The sequence below is a fragment of the Dickeya aquatica genome, from assembly GCF_900095885.1.
GTDB lineage: Bacteria > Pseudomonadota > Gammaproteobacteria > Enterobacterales > Enterobacteriaceae > Dickeya > Dickeya aquatica.
In genome coordinates this window covers 3,141,733-3,158,737 of sequence record NZ_LT615367.1, presented here as the reverse complement: position 1 = coordinate 3,158,737, position 17,005 = coordinate 3,141,733, and the positions used below count along the sequence as shown (strand labels likewise).

The following is a 17,005-nucleotide window of genomic DNA, read 5'->3' as shown; positions in this document are numbered from 1 at the left end:
ATCCTGGGGCAGGATATCGCACCATAATTTGGCACAGTGTGATTGACTACGCACTGTGATGCACCGAAATCAAGCGCGTCGCACTGTTTTTGTGCGTTCGCGCACCGGTTTTTCACGCTGTTCGTCCATACTTCATACTATCCACTTTCTTATTTTTCCCTAATCAGGGGCGTTTTATCGCTTTTGGTTAGTGCTGGCATTTGTGGCACATGATTTGCTTTAAGTAATACGTGGACATATTTGAGGTGACGGGCATAAGCCTGAACTTACATGCTTAGGGGGATGAGAATGAAACTGGTGACTGTAGTAATCAAACCGTTCAAGCTGGAAGATGTGCGTGAGGCACTCTCTTCTGTGGGCATCCAGGGGCTCACCGTCACAGAGGTGAAAGGGTTTGGACGTCAGAAAGGGCATGCGGAATTGTACCGTGGCGCTGAGTACAGCGTTAACTTTTTGCCCAAAGTCAAAATTGATATCGCTATTGCAGATGATCAGCTAGATGAAGTGATTGATGTCATCAGTAAAGCGGCTTATACCGGAAAAATTGGTGACGGCAAAATTTTTGTTGCTGAATTGCAGCGTGTTATTCGTATTCGTACCGGTGAAACTGACGAAGCCGCATTATAACAACTACCTGATTTAGCCTTATTAAATAGGGATGAATGAAAAAATGAAAAAACTTTCCTTGTCATTAGGTTTAGGGGCTGCCGCCATGCTTCCGGCATGGGCGCTGGCCGATACGCCCGCACCCGTCGTGGATAAAGCCGATAACGCCTTTATGATGATTTGTACCGCATTGGTACTGTTCATGACGATTCCGGGGCTGGCGCTGTTTTATGGTGGTTTGATCCGCAGTAAAAACGTGTTGTCGATGCTGACTCAGATAATGGTGTCATTTGCGCTGGTTTGTATTCTTTGGGTTATTTATGGCTACAGTGTTGCCTTTAGCACTGGCAGCCCATTCTTTGGTGGTTTGACTAACTTTATGCTCAATGGCATCGATATCAATGCCATTAGCGGTACGTTCTATCAGTTTATTCATGTTGCTTATCAGGCTTCTTTTGCATGCATCACGGTAGGTCTGGTGATCGGGGCTTTGGCTGAGCGTGTCCGTTTCTCAGCGGTGCTGATTTTCTCTGCACTGTGGTTCACGCTGTCTTATTTGCCGATGACCCATATGGTCTGGGGTGGTGGTTACCTGGCTGCTGATGGTGCGCTGGATTTTGCTGGCGGTACGGTTGTGCACATTAATGCGGCAGTCGCAGGCTTGGTTGGTGCACTGCTGTTAGGCAAGCGTGTTGGGTTTGGCAAAGAGGCATTTAAACCGCATAACCTGCCACTGGTGTTTATTGGTACGTCTATTCTGTATGTCGGCTGGTTTGGTTTTAACGCCGGTTCGGCAGCCGCGGCCAACAATATTGCCGGTCTTGCGTTTCTGACAACCGTTGTGGCAACCGCTGCGGCCATTTTAGCCTGGATCATCGGCGAGTGGATTAGCCGTGGTAAACCCTCTCTGCTGGGCGCTTGTTCTGGCTGTATCGCGGGTCTGGTTGCTATCACCCCGGCTGCGGGTACGGTGGGTATTGGTGGTGCGATGATTATCGGTTTCGCGGGTGGTTTTGCAGGCCTGTGGGGCGTGACGGTGCTGAAAAAATGGCTGCGCGTTGACGACCCCTGTGATGTGTTTGGTGTACACGGTGTGTGCGGTATCGTTGGCTGCCTGTTGACCGGGGTATTTACCGCATCATCGTTAGGCGGTACAGGTTACGCACAGGGTGTGACTATGGCGCATCAGGTATGGGTACAGTTGTTTAGCGTGATTGTGGCTGTGGTATGGTCCGGTGTGGCTGCGTTCATCTCTTTCAAAATTGCAGATATCGCGGTTGGTCTGCGTGTTCCTGAAGAGCAGGAGCGCGAAGGTCTGGATGTCAACAGTCACGGCGAAAACGCTTACAACCAGTAATGCCCATGTATCTGGCATCCTGATAATGGGGATGGCATGCTGGATTTTCTGACTAAAACCACCTTTTTAGGTGGTTTTTTTCGTTAATTGCCCAGGGTCATTATTGGCATTATCTGTGGATGACGATGGCTGATGACGTGTTAAATTGCACGGTTGTTACTGGCTATGGCGGCGAATGACCCCTTCCTGAACGCTGGAGGCAACCAGTACGCCCTCCCGGGTATAAAAATGCCCGCGCACAAACCCTCGAGCCCCTGATGCTGAAGGGCTTTCAACCGAGTACAGCAACCAGTCGTCCAGCCGAAATGGGCGGTGAAACCACATGGCGTGATCGAGTGTAGCTACCTGCATACCGCGCTCAAGAAAACCAACGCCATGGGGCTGAAGTGCGGTCAGCAGGAAGTGGCAGTCGGAGGTATAACCCAGCAGATACTGATGGGTGCGCTCATCATCTGGCATTACACCATTAGCACGGCACCAGACATGCCTTACAGCAGGTTCAACTTTACCTTGCAGTGGGTTATGAAATTCGACCGGGCGAATTTCAATGGGCCTTTCTTGCGTGAAAATTTGCCGCATGGCCGCAGGGAGCTGTTCTGCTATGCTGCGAGCGATGTCTAACTCCGACGGTAATTCTTCAGGCGGGGTAACTTGCGGCATCGTGTTTTGATGTTCAAAGCCGCTTTCCCGGGTTTGAAACGACGCTGTCATGTAAAAAATAGAGCGGCCATTCTGGATAGCGCTAACCCGTCTGGCGCTAAAGCTGTTGCCGTCGCGTAGCGTTTCAACATCGTAAATAATCGGTTTCTGGCTGTCGCCTGGGAGTAAAAAATAGCTGTGGAAGGAGTGCACAAAACGCTCAGCAGGAACGGTTTGTTTTGCAGCAGATAATGCCTGGCCGACAACCTGCCCGCCAAACACCTGTCGCAGTCCCAGGTCCTGGCTTTGACCGCGAAATAACCCCTCTTCCAGCTTTTCCAGATGTAACAAGTCGAGAAGATTCTGTAATGCCTGACTCATATTTCTGCCTTAATTGAGCATGCGGTTATCATAAAAATAAATCATGAATGCAGTAAAAACGAAGAGTAAATGCATCATGATAAATAGGTGAGTGCACTGACTCATGCCGGAAAGTGAGCAGATAACATCAATCACTATCGGATTTTTCCACCATAAATATTAGACTGACTGGTTCATACTTCTTTAGTGGATGACGGTTTCTGGTCAGCGGTTATCCCTATAATATAATTAAGGAGATTTAGCCTATGAGATTATGGCATATGTTTGCCGGTATCACGGTATCGATAGCCCTTTCCGGGTGTGCGAACCTGAATACGTACGGTTTTTTACCACAAGCTTTGGCACCTGCACGCACACTTTCTCTCAGTGAACCGGTAAACGGCATGCCCGCAGTCTCGGGGAGTGTGAATATCCGTCAAAATATCACTTTACCCACAGATGCGGTAATGACTGTCACCATCTCTGATGCGTCCGCCTCAGATGCGCCAGCCAGAGTCATCTCTCAGCGCGTTTCACGCACAGAAGGTGTGCAGGCACCGTTTAAGTTTATTCTCCCGTATAATCCAGCGGACATTAATCCTGATGCCCGGATTTTGCTCAGTGCGGTTGTGGTGATTAACCATCGTATTACGCTGGTCACTGAACATATGCTGCCGGTTATCAACAACGGCGTGAATAACGCAGATGTGAATCTGGTGATGGTATCAAGAGCCCCTGCTACGGGAAAACCAATGCGCATGCTGGCTCCGACTCCTGCACAGTCTAATGGTTCGGGTGAGTCTGGTGTGTTGCTTCAACCCTACTAATAAGCACGCCACTGTGGCGTGATGTTAAGACTGGCGGTATCGGGTTTACTCGGCAAGTTATTGAGCCGATTCATACCGCCAGCGAAATATCTCTAAATCGATTTTTCCCTCATCAGTAAAAATAATGCCTTCGGCGAGTAGCGCTGATTTTTGTCGCTCACGATCGGCACCGGTTAGTGATATCTCTCCTTTACGGTTGATAACTCTGTGCCAGGGTAACAGGCTGCCGGGTGGCAAGTTTTTCATAATACCGCCAACCTGACGAGATGCCCGTACAGAGCCCGCCAGGCGTGCGACATCACCATAAGTGACGACACAGCCATAAGGGATCGCGGCAATAATATGGATAACCCGTTGGCGAAAGTTATCCGTCCCGGTTATTGGTGGTTTCGTGAGCACATATTTTTCCGATTTATAATGGATTGATTATAAAGGTAATTTAATTTCCAGGAACGTATCGCACTGAGAAGGTACCTGATGCAGATGACACTGTAATACATTTGCACACATAAAAGAGGCCTAAGGTGGGTAAGAAAACAGCGGTTAAATGGCGTTAACTTGCATTTGCCCGGTTCATCACCGATAATGCGCCAGCGCTTTACTTTGATGAAGCCGTCAATGGAGGCCCCGTTGGTTCTCCCGCAACACTAACCTGTGGACCCGGTCAGGTCCGGAAGGAAGCAGCCGCAGCAGGCGACGTGTGTGCCGGGATGTAGCTAGCGGGGCCTCCACCCTTTCATCTGTTCTGCCTGTGTTTTGTGTTCCTGCCTTTTCTTCGATTTCTTCTGTCTTGTATTTTTAAAGGTTGTGTTATCAGGAAAGAGGTTATCTATTATCTGTGCTCAGCCGGTACGTGCTCGATAGACAGGTCTATTGCTCGTTTATACCAGAACCGTTCGCCAACGAGTACTTATGGCTTTGAGTACTTATGGCTTTTGAGAAGTCTTTTGTTACAGATGAAAAGTTAATCTTTACACCCATGAAAAACAAAGGCCGATATAAATATCGGCACAGTGTCATTTCCGGTATGTGAGCAACGGATGTGTTATGGTTAACGAACGTATTTCCAGACCGCGGTTGGTACTTTGTCGTAAAGTTTATTCATCGTTAGCTCGGCAAGTCGATGATCTGCCGCAGAATAAAACATTTCGAGTTCGTCATTAGAGAGCTCGTATTTGTTTTTCTCTATAACGCGTTCGAGAGTATCGATAGTTGTGCATTTCCGCAAACGCATTAAATAGTCGATTTTTTTCATAGTGACCTTGCTAATTTCCTGGGTTTAAATTAAGTATAATTAAAGTTATTGCTTAAGTTTTTACTACTGTACAGACGTTCTTTTCTGAGAACATTCTGAATAATTGGGACTTGGATTTTTGCCATTTCTGTAACTCGGTGTCGTTTATACCGTAGTTACTGAAAAGAATATAAGTATCGTCGAGATATTTTTCAACCCGTTCACATAATCCACTCTCGTGAGGGTATTTAATTTTATAGGTAACGACAAATGCGGCAATATGCTCAATAAGCTCATTCAACTGGAGATTGACCGCTGATGTTGGATCATTAACCCAACCGTGGCTGCTATCGCCTAATGTTGCGATACTCTCATCGTGCAGATTTTCACACAAGAATCTGAGTTGGGCAATATCATAATGTTGGGGTGTGTACTCATCCATTTCTCTCCCTCCGTAAGCTACGATTCAGTGTCACTTAGGGCCCCCACCTGACGATGGGGTGGTGAAGTGCAAGAAGATAGAATGCCCCTCAGTATGCCTTGATTCCCTTAATCTTAAGACGAATAGGGGGAACACAGTGAATGCCAGAGAATGAATCGACGTCACTGTCAAAATCATTCTGGTGTTATTATAGCAAAAAAATCAATGTATACGCTGTGGTCTATCCATTTTATAACGGTGGGTTCCATTGAACTTATCAATTTGAGTGGCCACGATATATTTATCGGCCAATATGGACAGTATATTTAATTTTTTTTGATCATGGCAAGGAGCACAGTGTTAATTAATTTTTCTAGTCTGTCTTTCTTTGTAAAGAACCCTTTTTTTGTGAAAAATATTTTTTTATCTTTTTGTTTTTAAAGAGGTATTTTTGGTAAGGAGGGGCGATACATGCCCCTCTGATAATGACGGAATAAATAATAATTAACGTTTCTTTTTTTTTCTTCCCTGTACTGCATTAAATCGGGGGTTGGTTTTACAAATCACATAGATGCGCCCACGCCGTTTCACGACGAAGCAGTCTTTATGGCGCATTTTAGCACTGCGAAGGGAGCTTAATACCTGCATGGCTGGATACTCGTATTAGGATTTCAGGAAACGGCCAAAGCGCTGCTGGAAGCGCGCTGTACTGCCTTCTTTGGCATACTCTTTTTGCTTGCCGGTGTAATAAGGGTGTGAGGCAGAAGAGACATCAATCGTGACATAGGGATAGGTCTGCCCCTCGTATTCGTAATGTCGCTCTGTTTGGATGGTTGAGCCAATTTTGTAAAACACATTAGCACTGGTATCGTGAAACAGCACTGTGCGGTAGTTGGGATGGATACCCGCTTTCATGATAATCTCCATTTTGATATGTTATAACATATCATATGATGCGCTTTTTTATCCTAATGTGCAACGTTATGACTTGTACGGGTATTGCTGCGTGTGATGTGCGGTAGCCAAAAAAAAGGCCGCGAGAGCGGCCTTTGGCTGAAGAGATGACGGGTAGACGTTACGGATGACTGACCGGTGTCTTATCATGCAGTGACTTTTCAGCGTCTTTTTTCTTGCTGAAACGACGGCTGACGACCACAAAGAACAACGGTACAAAGTAGATAGCCAGCACCGTTGCGGTGATCATCCCACCCATTACGCCGGTACCGACGGCATTTTGTGCGCCAGAGCCCGCTCCGGTACTGATAACCAATGGCACCACACCGAGAATAAAGGCCAGAGAGGTCATCAGGATTGGTCGCAAACGCATGCGAACGGCATCCAGAGTCGCTTCAATCAGCCCTTTACCTTCTTTTTCAATCAAGTCTTTAGCAAACTCAACAATCAAAATGGCATTCTTTGCCGATAAACCTATGGTTGTCAGCAACCCCACTTTGAAATAGACGTCATTTTCCAGCTCGCGGATACCGGCTGCCATGACGGCACCAAATACCCCAAGAGGAACAACCAGCATGACGGAGAAGGGAATTGACCAACTCTCATACAGTGCTGCCAGGCACAGGAAGACGACAATCCCTGAGATAATCAGCAATGCCGGTGCCTGATTACCTGACAGCCGCTCCTGATAGGACATGCCCGTCCAGTCAAAACCGATGCCTGGTGGCAATTGGGACGCAAGCTGTTCCATTAACGCCATCGCTTCACCGGTACTTTTGCCAGGCGCGGCTTCACCCACCAGTTCTACAGCAGGTAAACCGTTATAGCGTTCCAGACGTGGTGAACCATATTCCCAGCGGGCAGAGGCAAAAGCAGAGAAGGGCACCATTTGACCCGATGTACCGCGGACATACCATTTCTGGATATCGGTAGGCAGCATACGGAACCGTGCTTCAGCCTGAACGTACACTTTTTTCACCCGACCACGATCAATAAAGTCGTTGATGTAGCTACCACCCAGCGCCGTAGAGAGCGTGGCGTTAATGGTGGAAATAGACACACCCAGTGATTCCGCTTTTTCCTGGTCGATATCAATACGGTATTGCGGCGTATCTTCCATCCCGTTTGGACGAACACGCACCAGCGTGTCGGGATGCTGAGCTATCATTCCCAGTAACTGATTACGGGCCGCCATCAGTTTTTCGTGACCCAGGTTGTTTTGGTCAATCAACTGGAAGTCGAAACCACTGGCCGTTCCAAGTTCAACAATCGCCGGGATGTTGAAAGGAATAACCATGGCCTCTTTTATTTGGGAAAACGCCCCAAATGCCCGGCCGATAATCGCCTCAACTTTGTTACCTGCACCATGGCGCTCATCCCAGTCTTTCAGGCTGGCAAACGCAATCCCCATGTTTTGACCGCGGCCAGCGAAACCAAACCCGTTGACGGTAAAGACCGATTTGACATTGTCTTTCTCGTTTTTCAGGTAATAGTCATTAACTTGGTCGAGTACCTTCTGGGTACTTTCCTGAGTGCCACCAACAGGTAGCTGCACCATCGTCAGCAGCACGCCCTGATCTTCCTGCGGCAGGAAGGAACTAGGCACGCGGCTGAACATAAACCCTAATCCCACAACGATAATCAGGTACACCACCAGATATCGGCCGGTGCTGCGCAGAATATTGGCAACACTGTCTGTGTAGTGATGGGCGCTTTTCTCAAACAAGCGGTTAAACCAGCCGAAGAATCCTTTCCTCTCGCCACTGTGATGCGCCATCGGTTTGAGAATAGTGGCACAAAGCGCTGGCGTCAGGATTAACGCAACCAGAACGGACAGCACCATGGCAGAGACAATGGTGACGGAGAACTGGCGGTAAATGGCACCAGTAGAGCCGCCGGAGAACGCCATCGGGACGAATACCGCTGACAGTACCAGTGCGATACCAACCAGCGCGCCCTGAATTTGCCCCATCGATTTGCGTGTTGCTTCTTTGGGGGATAAGCCTTCCTCGGCCATCACACGCTCAACGTTTTCCACCACCACAATGGCATCATCCACCAGCAGGCCGATGGCCAGCACCATTGCAAACATGGTTAAGGTGTTAATGGAGTAACCAAACGTGGAAAGAATGGAGAATGTCCCGAGTAAGACCACCGGCACGGCAATGGTGGGAATAAGCGTTGCGCGGAAATTCTGCAAGAACAGGTACATCACCACAAACACCAGCACGATAGCTTCGAGCAGCGTTTTTACCACTTCGTAAATAGAAATTTTCACGAATGGAGTGGTGTCATAAGGGTAGACCACCTTCATTCCACTCGGAAAGGTGGATTGCAGTTTGTTGATTTCCGCCTTGACCGCCGAGGCGGTATCCAGGGCGTTGGCACCGGTGGCAAGTTTAATCCCGAGACCGGCTGCCGGGCGTCCATTATAACGGGCGATAACGCTGTAACTCTCTCCGCCTAATTCGATGCGTGCGACATTTTTCAGGCGAACCTGAGAGCCATCCTGATTCACCTTCAACAGGATGTTGCCAAACTGTTCTGGTGAGTTTAGGCGAGTCTGCGCAATGATTGAAGCATTGAGTTTTTGACCCGGAACTGGTGGTGTTCCTCCCAACTGGCCTGCGGCTATCTGGTTGTTTTGCACCTGAATAGCCGAGACGACATCGCTGGTTGTCAACTGGTAATTGTTCAGTTTGTCCGGATCCAGCCAGACGCGCATGGCGTACTGAGAGCCGAACAACTGGGTATCACCGACCCCACGCACACGGCTGATAGGATCTTTGAGGCTGGAGCCTACGAAGTCAGCGATGTCCTGTTGAGTCATGTTGTCATCATCGCTGATGAAACCGAGCACCATCAGGAAGCTACTGCTTGATTTCTGTACGCTAACCCCTTGCTGTTGCACTTCTTGCGGCAGCAGCGGCATGGCCAGCTGCAATTTGTTTTGTACCTGAACCTGCGCGATATCCGGGTTGGCATCCGCATCAAATGTCAGCGTGATTTGCACTGTGCCTGATGAGTCACTGTTCGAGGACATGTACAGCAATTTGTCGAGGCCGTTCATGTTCTGTTCAATAACTTGCGTCACAGTATCTTGCAGGGTTTTTGCATCAGCACCCGGATAGTTTGCCGTAATCTGCACAGCAGGCGGGGCAATCGTCGGGTACTGGGCAATTGGCAATTTAAGTATTGCCAGCAGCCCGGTGAGCATCACCATAATGGCGATGACCCAGGCAAAAATCGGGCGATCTATGAAAAACTTGGCCATGGATTACCGGCTCCTGTTAAGACTTGGCGGGTTGAGGCTGCGCCTGCTGCTGCGCATTACCGGCAGTCACTTCCTGCGTTTTCACCTGCATACCCGGTCTGATTTTTTGCAGCCCGGTGACGATGATGCGATCACCCGATTTGACGCCGGATGTTATCAGCCATTTGTCACCAATTGCCTGGCCGGTCACAACAGGACGTACTTCGACTTTGTCGCCATCGCCGACCACCATAACAGCGGCATCACCGCGTGGTGTGCGGCTAACGCCTTGCTGCGGAACTAAAATGGCATCCGGGTTTACACCGGAATCCATTTGAGCACGCACAAACATTCCTGGCAGCAGGGTGTGATCCGGATTAGGGAACACGGCGCGCAAAGTGATAGAACCAGTGGTTTCATCCACGGTCACATCAGAAAACTCCAGCGTACCGTTTTGGCTATAGCGAATGCCGTTATCCAGCGTTAACTGTACGCTGGCTTTACCTTCGGTTTGTTTCAGCGAGCCATTCTCCAGTTCTTTTTTCAGACGCAGGAAGTCATTGGTGGATTGCGTCACATCGACGTAAATCGGGTCGAGCTGTTGGATGGTCGTCAACGCTGTGGTTTGTGCGCTGGAAACCAACGCGCCTTCCGTTACCGTGGATTTCCCGACGCGGCCACTAATGGGGGCGGTCACACGGGTGTAGTTCAGGTTGATCTGTGCACTGTCCAGGCTGGCTTTGGCTGCTTCAACGGCTGCCTGTGTCTGGCGTGCTGTTGCCAAAGCCTGGTCATAATCCTGCTTGCTGACATAGTTCGTGCCGACCAGCGGTTTATAGCGGTTAACCGTTAATTGCGCGATTTCTGCATTGGCATTCGCCTGCGCCAGTGCTGCTTTGGCATTGTTATATTGAGCCTGATAGGTAGCAGGATCGATTTGATACAGTGATGTGCCGACTTTAACGTCACTGCCTTCGACAAAATTCCGTTTCAGGATAATTCCACTCACCTGAGGACGGACTTCAGCAATACGGTAGGCACTGGTACGGCCAGGAAGTTCAGTAGTAATGTTCAGTGATTGTGATTTTATCGTGACAATACCCACTTCCGGCGCACCGCCTGGGTGGCCACCTTGTTGGGATGCCTTGTTATCACATCCCGTGAGTATCAGGCTGCCAGAAAGCATCAGCATTGCCGCCAGAGGCGTAAGCCTTCTGTTTTTATTCATAGATAAACCCCAAGTGTCCGATTTTTAATTGACCAATGGATCACACGCTTTTAAAGCGATTGCTGCGATCATTTCAGGTTCGTGCTATGTTACATACATCCGTGAATGTATGTAAATCTCGCTATCTTTGAAAGTCAGCACTATGGCACGAAAAACCAAACAACAGGCTCAGGAAACCAAACTTCAGATTATGGATGCGGCATTACGCCTGTTTTCCGAGCATGGTGTGTCTTCAACTTCATTGTCTGATATTGCCACAGCCGCAGGTGTGACACGCGGTGCTATTTACTGGCACTTCAAAAACAAAGCTGAACTGTTTGATGAGATATGGGCGCGTTCAGAATCCAAGATTGCTGATTTCGAGATTGAGTATCAGGCAAAATTTCCCGATGATCCACTTCATGTTCTCAGGGCATTGCTTATTTATATGCTGAGGCTCACCAAGTCGGACGTAGAGTGGCGATCGATGATGGAAATTATTTTCCATAAATGTGAATTCGTCGGTGAAATGTTGCCAACATTTAATGGGCGCAGAGAACTCTATCTGGACTGTTATTCCAAAATTGAAGTCTCGCTGATGAAATGTATTCACCAGGGGATGTTGCCGCAGGATGTGAACCCACGTCGGGCGGCCGTCGTGTTGCGTGCCTATCTGTCCGGCATTATGGAAAATTGGTTGTTTTTGCCAGAGAGCTTTGATTTAGAAAAAGAGGCTCCCTACCTGGTAGAGGGGGTGATTGACATGCTGCGCAGCAGTCCGGCAATGCGCACCATAAACCAGAGCGGAGAATAAACTGTCGTTTACAGCCGGGCATACCTTGTCTTATGTCTGGCATGGTAAACTGCGGCATCCTTCTAAAACTGATGATACATCATGAGTTGCCGTTTCGCTGTTCCCTTTGACCTGCATGTTTTTTTCCGCCTCTTTTGTTCCCGTATTCAAAATAGTCTGCTGCTGTTGCTATGGCTGCTGCTGGGTGGGCTGGTGCCATCATTTGCTGTCTGGGCGGCGGCGAATGATGTGCCGACACGCACAGAAATCCAGGGGCGGCTCGATACGCTGAATAAGCAAAAAAGCCTCACCTCGGCAGACAAGCTGACTCAGCAGGATTTAACCCAAACACTGGATGTGCTGGATAGCATTGAACGCGTCAGGCAGGAAACGGCACAGCTTAAACAGCAGGCGGCACAGGCACCGGCCAAACTTAAACAGGTCAGTGAAGATCTGACGGCACTCAGTGCAGCCGCACCGGTCACACCGCCTGCGCTGGAATCCTTGCCATTAAAACAACTGGAAGCGCGCCTGAATGAAACGCTGGATGACTTACAGGCCGCCCAGGAGAATTTGTCTACCTATAATAGCCAGTTGATTTCACTTCAGACGCAGCCCGAGCGAGTGCAAAGTGCATTGTATGCCGCCTCGCAGCGTAGCCAGCAGTTGCGTACTCAATTAAGTGGCCTTGATCCTGCTCAGGAGCCACTACGTGCCAGCCAACAAATTTTGTTGCAAACGGAGCAGGCACTGGTTGTATTGCAGATGGAACAGCAGCGTAAAAGCCTGGAAGTGAACACCACGATGCAGGATCTGTTGCAAAAACAACGTGATTATACCGCGGCACAGATAGGCCAACTGGAGCGCATGGTGCAAACGCTGCAAGGGGTTATCAATAACAAACGGCTGACCTTGTCGGAAAAAACGGCCAAGGAGGCGCAGAATTCAGACGAATTACAGCGCATTCAGGAAAATCCTCTGGTTAAGACGGAGATGGAAACGAATCGCCAGCTCAGTCAGCGCCTTATTAAAGCAACACAAGCCGGTAATACGTTGGTGCAGGAGAGTATTCAGGTAAAAAACTGGCTGGACCGGGCCACGCAGTCAGAACGTAATCTGAAAGAGCAAATTACCGTGCTGAAAGGGAGCCTGTTGCTATCACGCATTCTTTATCAACAGCAGCAGAATTTACCGTCGGCAGATGCGATGGGCAACATTGGTGCCCAGATTGCCGATTTGCGCTTAGAGCAATTTGATATCAACCAGCAGCGAGATGTGTTATTTCGCGGCGATGAATATATTCAGCAACTGATTGCCCACAATACCAATACCGTGCTGGATGCCGAAGTCAATGATGCCCTTGAGCAGATCCTGGACATGCGTCGGGAGTTGCTGGACCAACTCAATAAACAGCTTGGCAATCAACTGATGCTGGCTATTAACTTACAGATTAGCCGCCAGCAGTTAATGAGTGTGAATGCGTCGCTGCAACGCACGCTGACGCAGCAAATTTTCTGGGTCAGCAGTAATAAACCGATGGACTGGAACTGGCTGAAGGACTTGCCTTCTGCACTTAAGCTGCAGTTCACTGCTCTGCACCCTGCATGGAAGGGCGCGCAGTTGCTCCAGGGGTTACTTGCATCGTTGCTGGTCATGGTACCAGCGCTATTGCTGGTGGGGGTGTTGCTGTGGCGGCGTAAGAGTATCGAGGCTTATCAGCAGAAACTGGCGGAAGATGTCGGGCTGCTTAAACGAGACAGCCAGTTGCACACGCCGCAGGCGATTTTGTTGCTGATTTTGCGCACGTTACCGGGCGTATTGGTGATTTTGTCGCTGGGGTGGTGGCTCAGATTAACCAATACGCCATCAGGCAGTTTTGCCTGGCTGTTGAGTGAAAATCTCGCCTTGCTATGGCTGGTGTTTGCCACCGCCTGGTTTAGTTTAAAACCGGCTGGTGTGAGTGAGCGCCATTTTAACATCCCGGCTTCCCGTTGCGCCCACTATCGCCGTCAGGTCTTTCGCCTTGGTCTGGCGTTACTGCCACTGCTGTTCTGGTCGGTTATCGGGCAGAAAGCGCCGTTGTCGCTGGTGGATGATGCGATGGGCCAGATTATTATTGTGGGCAACCTGTTGCTGTTGACCATTCTGGTGTTCCCGGTGTGTCGGGATTGTTGGCGTGAAAAAGAGCGCCATACCGTGCAGTTGATTGTGGTGACAATGCAGGCGGCTATGCCGCTATTCTTGATAGGTCTGATGCTCAATGGCTTCTTCTACACCACACTGCGGTTGGCCAGCCGCTGGATGGATAGCCTGTATCTGCTGATTGTCTGGAATATTGTCTATTTTGCCACCATTCGCGGGCTAAGCGTGGCGGCGCGCCGTCTGGCGTACCGCCGGGCGCTGGCACGGCGGCAGAATTTAGTTAAGGAAGGGGCAGAAGGGAGTGAGCCTGTGCCAGAAGCGCCACTGGCGCTGGAGCAGATTAGCCAGCAATCATTACGTTTGACCACGATGGTGCTGTTTCTGGCTTTTTCCGGGGCGTTTTACTGGATTTGGTCCGATCTGGTCACGGTTTTCTCCTATCTGGATAGCATCACGCTGTGGCATTACAGCACGGTTGCTGCCAGTGGCTCGGTTATGCAACCAGTCACACTGGGCAATGTGCTGGTGGCGTTGGTGATTGGTGCCGTTGCGTATGTGATGACCCGTAACTTACCGGGGCTACTGGAAGTATTGGTTCTGTCACGCCTGCAACTGCGCCAGGGCACCTCGTATGCGATTACCACTATCCTCACCTATCTAATTATGGCGGTGGGTGCGGTGGCATCGCTCAGTTCCCTGGGCGTGTCGTGGGATAAATTACAATGGCTGGTGGCGGCATTGTCCGTGGGGCTGGGGTTTGGTTTGCAGGAGATTTTTGCCAACTTTGTCTCAGGCTTGATCATTTTGTTTGAGCGCCCGGTTCGGATCGGTGACACGATTACCATCGGCTCGTTTTCGGGGTCGGTAAGTAAAATTCGTATTCGTGCGACGACCATTACTGATTTTGATCGCAAAGAAGTGATTATTCCTAATAAGGCATTTGTTACCGAACGACTGATTAACTGGTCATTATCAGACACGATTACGCGCGTGTTGATTCGTATCGGTGTCGCGTATGGCTCTGATTTGGACAAGGTGAAAGCCATATTGCTGCAAGCTGCACGAGATAACCCACGCGTGATGACTGACCCTGAGCCGCAGGTGTTTTTCCTCACCTTTGGCCAGAGTGCGCTGGAGCATGAACTGCGTTTATATGTGCGTGAACTGCGCGATCGCAGCTATACCGTCGATGAGCTTAATCGCACTATTGACACGCTCTGTCGCGAGAATGGGATTGATATCGCTTTCAACCAACTGGACGTGTATTTACATAATGCTCAGGGGAATGAAATTAAAGAGGTTTCCCGCACCCATACAGCAATGACTGAAAAGCCGTTGATTTAAAACCAGTCTGTCGCCCGGTACGATTAGGTGTTGCCGGGCGATGGCGGTGCTGTGGGGGGGGCCACCGCAGCCGCTGAGAGTCGCGCCGCTTTTCGCTGAAAATCCCGTTGGACAATATCCAGCGCAGCCAGTACCACCAGTGGCTCAATGTGGTTGTCTTCAAGCAGCATAATCAGATCAACGGCCAGTTTGACGGCCGGTGTTTCGTGCTCCAGCGACATGGTGCTTCCTCTTGTTTCAACATACAAAATGATGGCTGGCGACCAGAAACCGTGCTCACCCAGAGTGAAGGGATGTTATTGCTACCATGACCATGATGATGTCATGGTTTTTATCATCAGTATTAAAAGAGTATATCGTAACTTGCCAAAATCGCGTCTGTGTTCGCTGGCGCGGGGTTACAGCCCGCGCTCGCGGCGTTCAATATGCCGCTCCAGTCGCGCCAGCGCCTGGCGACAGCGCGTCAGCCGCCCTTCCAGCGCGGCCAGCTCCCGTTGCAGACGCTGTTGCCCGGTAAGCGTGCTCTCGGCAGACAACAGGCTTTCTCTGTCTTGCACCATCGCCAGTAAACGCCGCTCATAGCCCTGATATTCTGCCAGCTTCTGGTAGAGATCCTGTGGTTCCGGGGTCGTCGGCTCCTGCTTTCGCAACGGCTGGGTGGCCACTTCCCGCTGTAGTGCCGTCATTTGCGCCAGTAATTTTTCCGCCATGAAGGCAACCCTTTCCTGACGCTGCTCCTGCACATATTGTTGCAGGTGCTGGTAGTTGTGGCGGATTTCGTCGAGGTAGTCGCCCAGTCGCGTGCCATAGCTGCTAAATAGCTGGCGGTCAAAACGGGAGCGGGGGGCTTGCTGGCCCGCAATCGGCGTTACGCTGTGTGCCAGCGTATCAATTTGTTGTGCTAATGCCTTAAGCAGCGCATGTGTGTCCATTCTCAGCCCTTCATGTGGAGTTGCGCCGCCAAAGGCTGCGTGACTAGCTTGAGAGAGCAGCCCTGGTCGGGTTGCCACTGTGAAATTTGAAGTCGTTGTCCGCACGGGTAATTAATTCAGCCTCGGCGGCGGCGAAAAACGCGATTCTTGGCTGAATGTCGTACCCGGCAATGTGTTGTGCCAGTGTCAGGTAGTCCTGATAGTGACGCGCTTCGGAGCGTAACAACGAGGTGTAAAATTTGCTGAGGCTCTCGTCCAGATAGGGAGCCAGCTTGGCAAAACGCTCGCAGGATCGCGCCTCAATAAAAGCTCCGATGATAAGCTTATCGACTAATGCATCCGGTTCATAGGAAGTGATGTGCCGGGTCAGCTCGCGGGCGTAACGGCTGGCAGGCACGCTCTGATAGGCAATGCCTTTTTGTGTCATCACTTCCAGAACCTGGTAGAAATGGTGCAATTCTTCACGGATGAGCAGCACCATTTTGTCGATCATCTCCTGGCTGTAATGACAGGCTGTGCGCGCCTGAATCTGCCGGGTGATATGGCTGCCTGCCTTGAGTGTGTGGAGATCCCCTTTCTTTCTATAGGCAAAGTCTTCATAGGGCGCTATCCAATCCTGTAATACATGGCGACTGCTTTCATCAACGGCGTATCGCCGCATTAAAAACAGCGCACTCTGTGCGGCTTTGAGCTCACACAGCAGATGATCGCACAGCAGTGTTGGCAGGTTTTCTGGTTTGCGCGCCTCGGCAAGCCATGCATCGGGCGTGGTAACCGGTAAAAAGGCGTGAATCGGGTCGAGAATGGCGTTGTCAAACATGTAAAACGGATGAATTGAGTTAACGTGAAGGTATGATACAACGATTCGGGCAGATTGCGATCGGGCACCTATCGTGGCCTGATAGGTGCAACACCGCGCAAGACTAATCCACAGGA

Annotated in this window: 16 protein-coding genes and 1 other RNA gene; 6 read left to right on the top strand and 11 right to left on the bottom strand. The window is 50.0% G+C overall.

Annotation, left to right across the window (positions count from 1 at the left end; all coding sequences use genetic code 11):
• Window positions 1-288 precede the first annotated feature (288 nt).
• On the top strand, window positions 289-627 hold the full coding sequence (glnK, locus tag DAQ1742_RS14275; RefSeq protein WP_002208627.1) for a P-II family nitrogen regulator: 339 nt from the start codon (window positions 289-291) through the stop codon (window positions 625-627).
• Window positions 628-670: 43 nt separating this feature from the next.
• Window positions 671-1,963 carry an ammonium transporter AmtB gene (gene amtB / locus DAQ1742_RS14270; RefSeq protein WP_035340550.1) on the top strand — a complete coding sequence of 431 codons (1,293 nt, stop codon included), beginning with the start codon at window positions 671-673 and terminating at the stop codon, window positions 1,961-1,963.
• A 156-nt stretch (window positions 1,964-2,119) separates the two neighbouring features.
• Here the strand turns inward: amtB and tesB are convergent, their stop codons facing one another.
• The gene (gene tesB / locus DAQ1742_RS14265) at window positions 2,120-2,983 is read right to left on the bottom strand and encodes an acyl-CoA thioesterase II (protein WP_035340553.1); all 864 of its coding nucleotides are present in this window, start codon (window positions 2,981-2,983) and stop codon (window positions 2,120-2,122) included.
• Window positions 2,984-3,228: 245 nt separating this feature from the next.
• Here tesB and DAQ1742_RS14260 point away from each other — a divergent pair, with 245 nt between their 5' ends.
• Window positions 3,229-3,789, top strand: coding sequence for a YbaY family lipoprotein (locus DAQ1742_RS14260; protein ID WP_035340554.1), 561 nt, complete (start codon window positions 3,229-3,231; stop codon window positions 3,787-3,789).
• Window positions 3,790-3,846: 57 nt separating this feature from the next.
• Here the strand turns inward: DAQ1742_RS14260 and DAQ1742_RS14255 are convergent, their stop codons facing one another.
• Window positions 3,847-4,188 (bottom strand): MGMT family protein, encoded by a 342-nt coding sequence (locus DAQ1742_RS14255; RefSeq protein WP_232046502.1) that lies wholly within the window; start codon window positions 4,186-4,188, stop codon window positions 3,847-3,849.
• Between the two features lie 229 nt (window positions 4,189-4,417).
• Here DAQ1742_RS14255 and ffs point away from each other — a divergent pair.
• An RNA gene (ffs, locus tag DAQ1742_RS14250) (signal recognition particle sRNA small type) lies at window positions 4,418-4,514 on the top strand.
• A 326-nt stretch (window positions 4,515-4,840) separates the two neighbouring features.
• Here ffs and DAQ1742_RS14245 read toward each other — a convergent pair.
• The 6 genes from DAQ1742_RS14245 to DAQ1742_RS14220 all read right to left on the bottom strand — a co-directional run bounded on the left by DAQ1742_RS14245 (window position 4,841) and on the right by DAQ1742_RS14220 (window position 10,879).
• Window positions 4,841-5,044, bottom strand: a complete 204-nt coding sequence (locus DAQ1742_RS14245) for an HHA domain-containing protein (protein ID WP_009114000.1) — start codon at window positions 5,042-5,044, stop codon at window positions 4,841-4,843.
• A gap of 52 nt (window positions 5,045-5,096) precedes the next feature.
• A complete protein-coding gene (gene tomB / locus DAQ1742_RS14240) occupies window positions 5,097-5,465 on the bottom strand; it encodes an Hha toxicity modulator TomB (RefSeq protein WP_035340556.1) in 369 nt (122 codons plus the stop codon).
• A gap of 483 nt (window positions 5,466-5,948) precedes the next feature.
• On the bottom strand, window positions 5,949-6,092 hold the full coding sequence (gene ykgO, locus DAQ1742_RS14235; RefSeq protein WP_071604062.1) for a type B 50S ribosomal protein L36: 144 nt from the start codon (window positions 6,090-6,092) through the stop codon (window positions 5,949-5,951).
• Between the two features lie 15 nt (window positions 6,093-6,107).
• Complete coding sequence (locus DAQ1742_RS14230; protein ID WP_035340558.1) at window positions 6,108-6,359, bottom strand: type B 50S ribosomal protein L31; 252 nt, start codon at window positions 6,357-6,359, stop codon at window positions 6,108-6,110.
• A gap of 160 nt (window positions 6,360-6,519) precedes the next feature.
• Window positions 6,520-9,672, bottom strand: coding sequence for an efflux RND transporter permease subunit (locus DAQ1742_RS14225; protein ID WP_035340560.1), 3,153 nt, complete (start codon window positions 9,670-9,672; stop codon window positions 6,520-6,522).
• Window positions 9,673-9,688: 16 nt separating this feature from the next.
• Window positions 9,689-10,879, bottom strand: coding sequence for an efflux RND transporter periplasmic adaptor subunit (locus DAQ1742_RS14220; RefSeq protein WP_035340562.1), 1,191 nt, complete (start codon window positions 10,877-10,879; stop codon window positions 9,689-9,691).
• Between the two features lie 142 nt (window positions 10,880-11,021).
• Between DAQ1742_RS14220 and acrR the strand changes: the two genes are divergently transcribed.
• Both acrR and mscK read left to right on the top strand, forming a co-directional pair.
• Entirely contained in the window at window positions 11,022-11,672 is a 651-nt protein-coding gene (gene acrR, locus DAQ1742_RS14215; RefSeq protein ID WP_035340564.1) for a multidrug efflux transporter transcriptional repressor AcrR, read from the top strand.
• 81 nt (window positions 11,673-11,753) lie between these two features.
• Window positions 11,754-15,137 (top strand): mechanosensitive channel MscK, encoded by a 3,384-nt coding sequence (mscK, locus tag DAQ1742_RS14210; RefSeq protein WP_067486641.1) that lies wholly within the window; start codon window positions 11,754-11,756, stop codon window positions 15,135-15,137.
• 23 nt (window positions 15,138-15,160) lie between these two features.
• On the opposite strand, the gene DAQ1742_RS14205 is transcribed toward mscK, so the two are convergent.
• From DAQ1742_RS14205 to miaE, 3 genes are all read right to left on the bottom strand, one after another.
• Complete coding sequence (locus DAQ1742_RS14205) at window positions 15,161-15,358, bottom strand: YbaM family protein (RefSeq protein ID WP_035340567.1); 198 nt, start codon at window positions 15,356-15,358, stop codon at window positions 15,161-15,163.
• Window positions 15,359-15,535: 177 nt separating this feature from the next.
• Window positions 15,536-16,069 (bottom strand): primosomal replication protein PriC, encoded by a 534-nt coding sequence (gene priC / locus DAQ1742_RS14200; RefSeq protein ID WP_035340569.1) that lies wholly within the window; start codon window positions 16,067-16,069, stop codon window positions 15,536-15,538.
• A gap of 43 nt (window positions 16,070-16,112) precedes the next feature.
• On the bottom strand, window positions 16,113-16,889 hold the full coding sequence (gene miaE / locus DAQ1742_RS14195) for a tRNA isopentenyl-2-thiomethyl-A-37 hydroxylase MiaE (protein WP_035340571.1): 777 nt from the start codon (window positions 16,887-16,889) through the stop codon (window positions 16,113-16,115).
• Window positions 16,890-17,005: the final 116 nt, after the last annotated feature.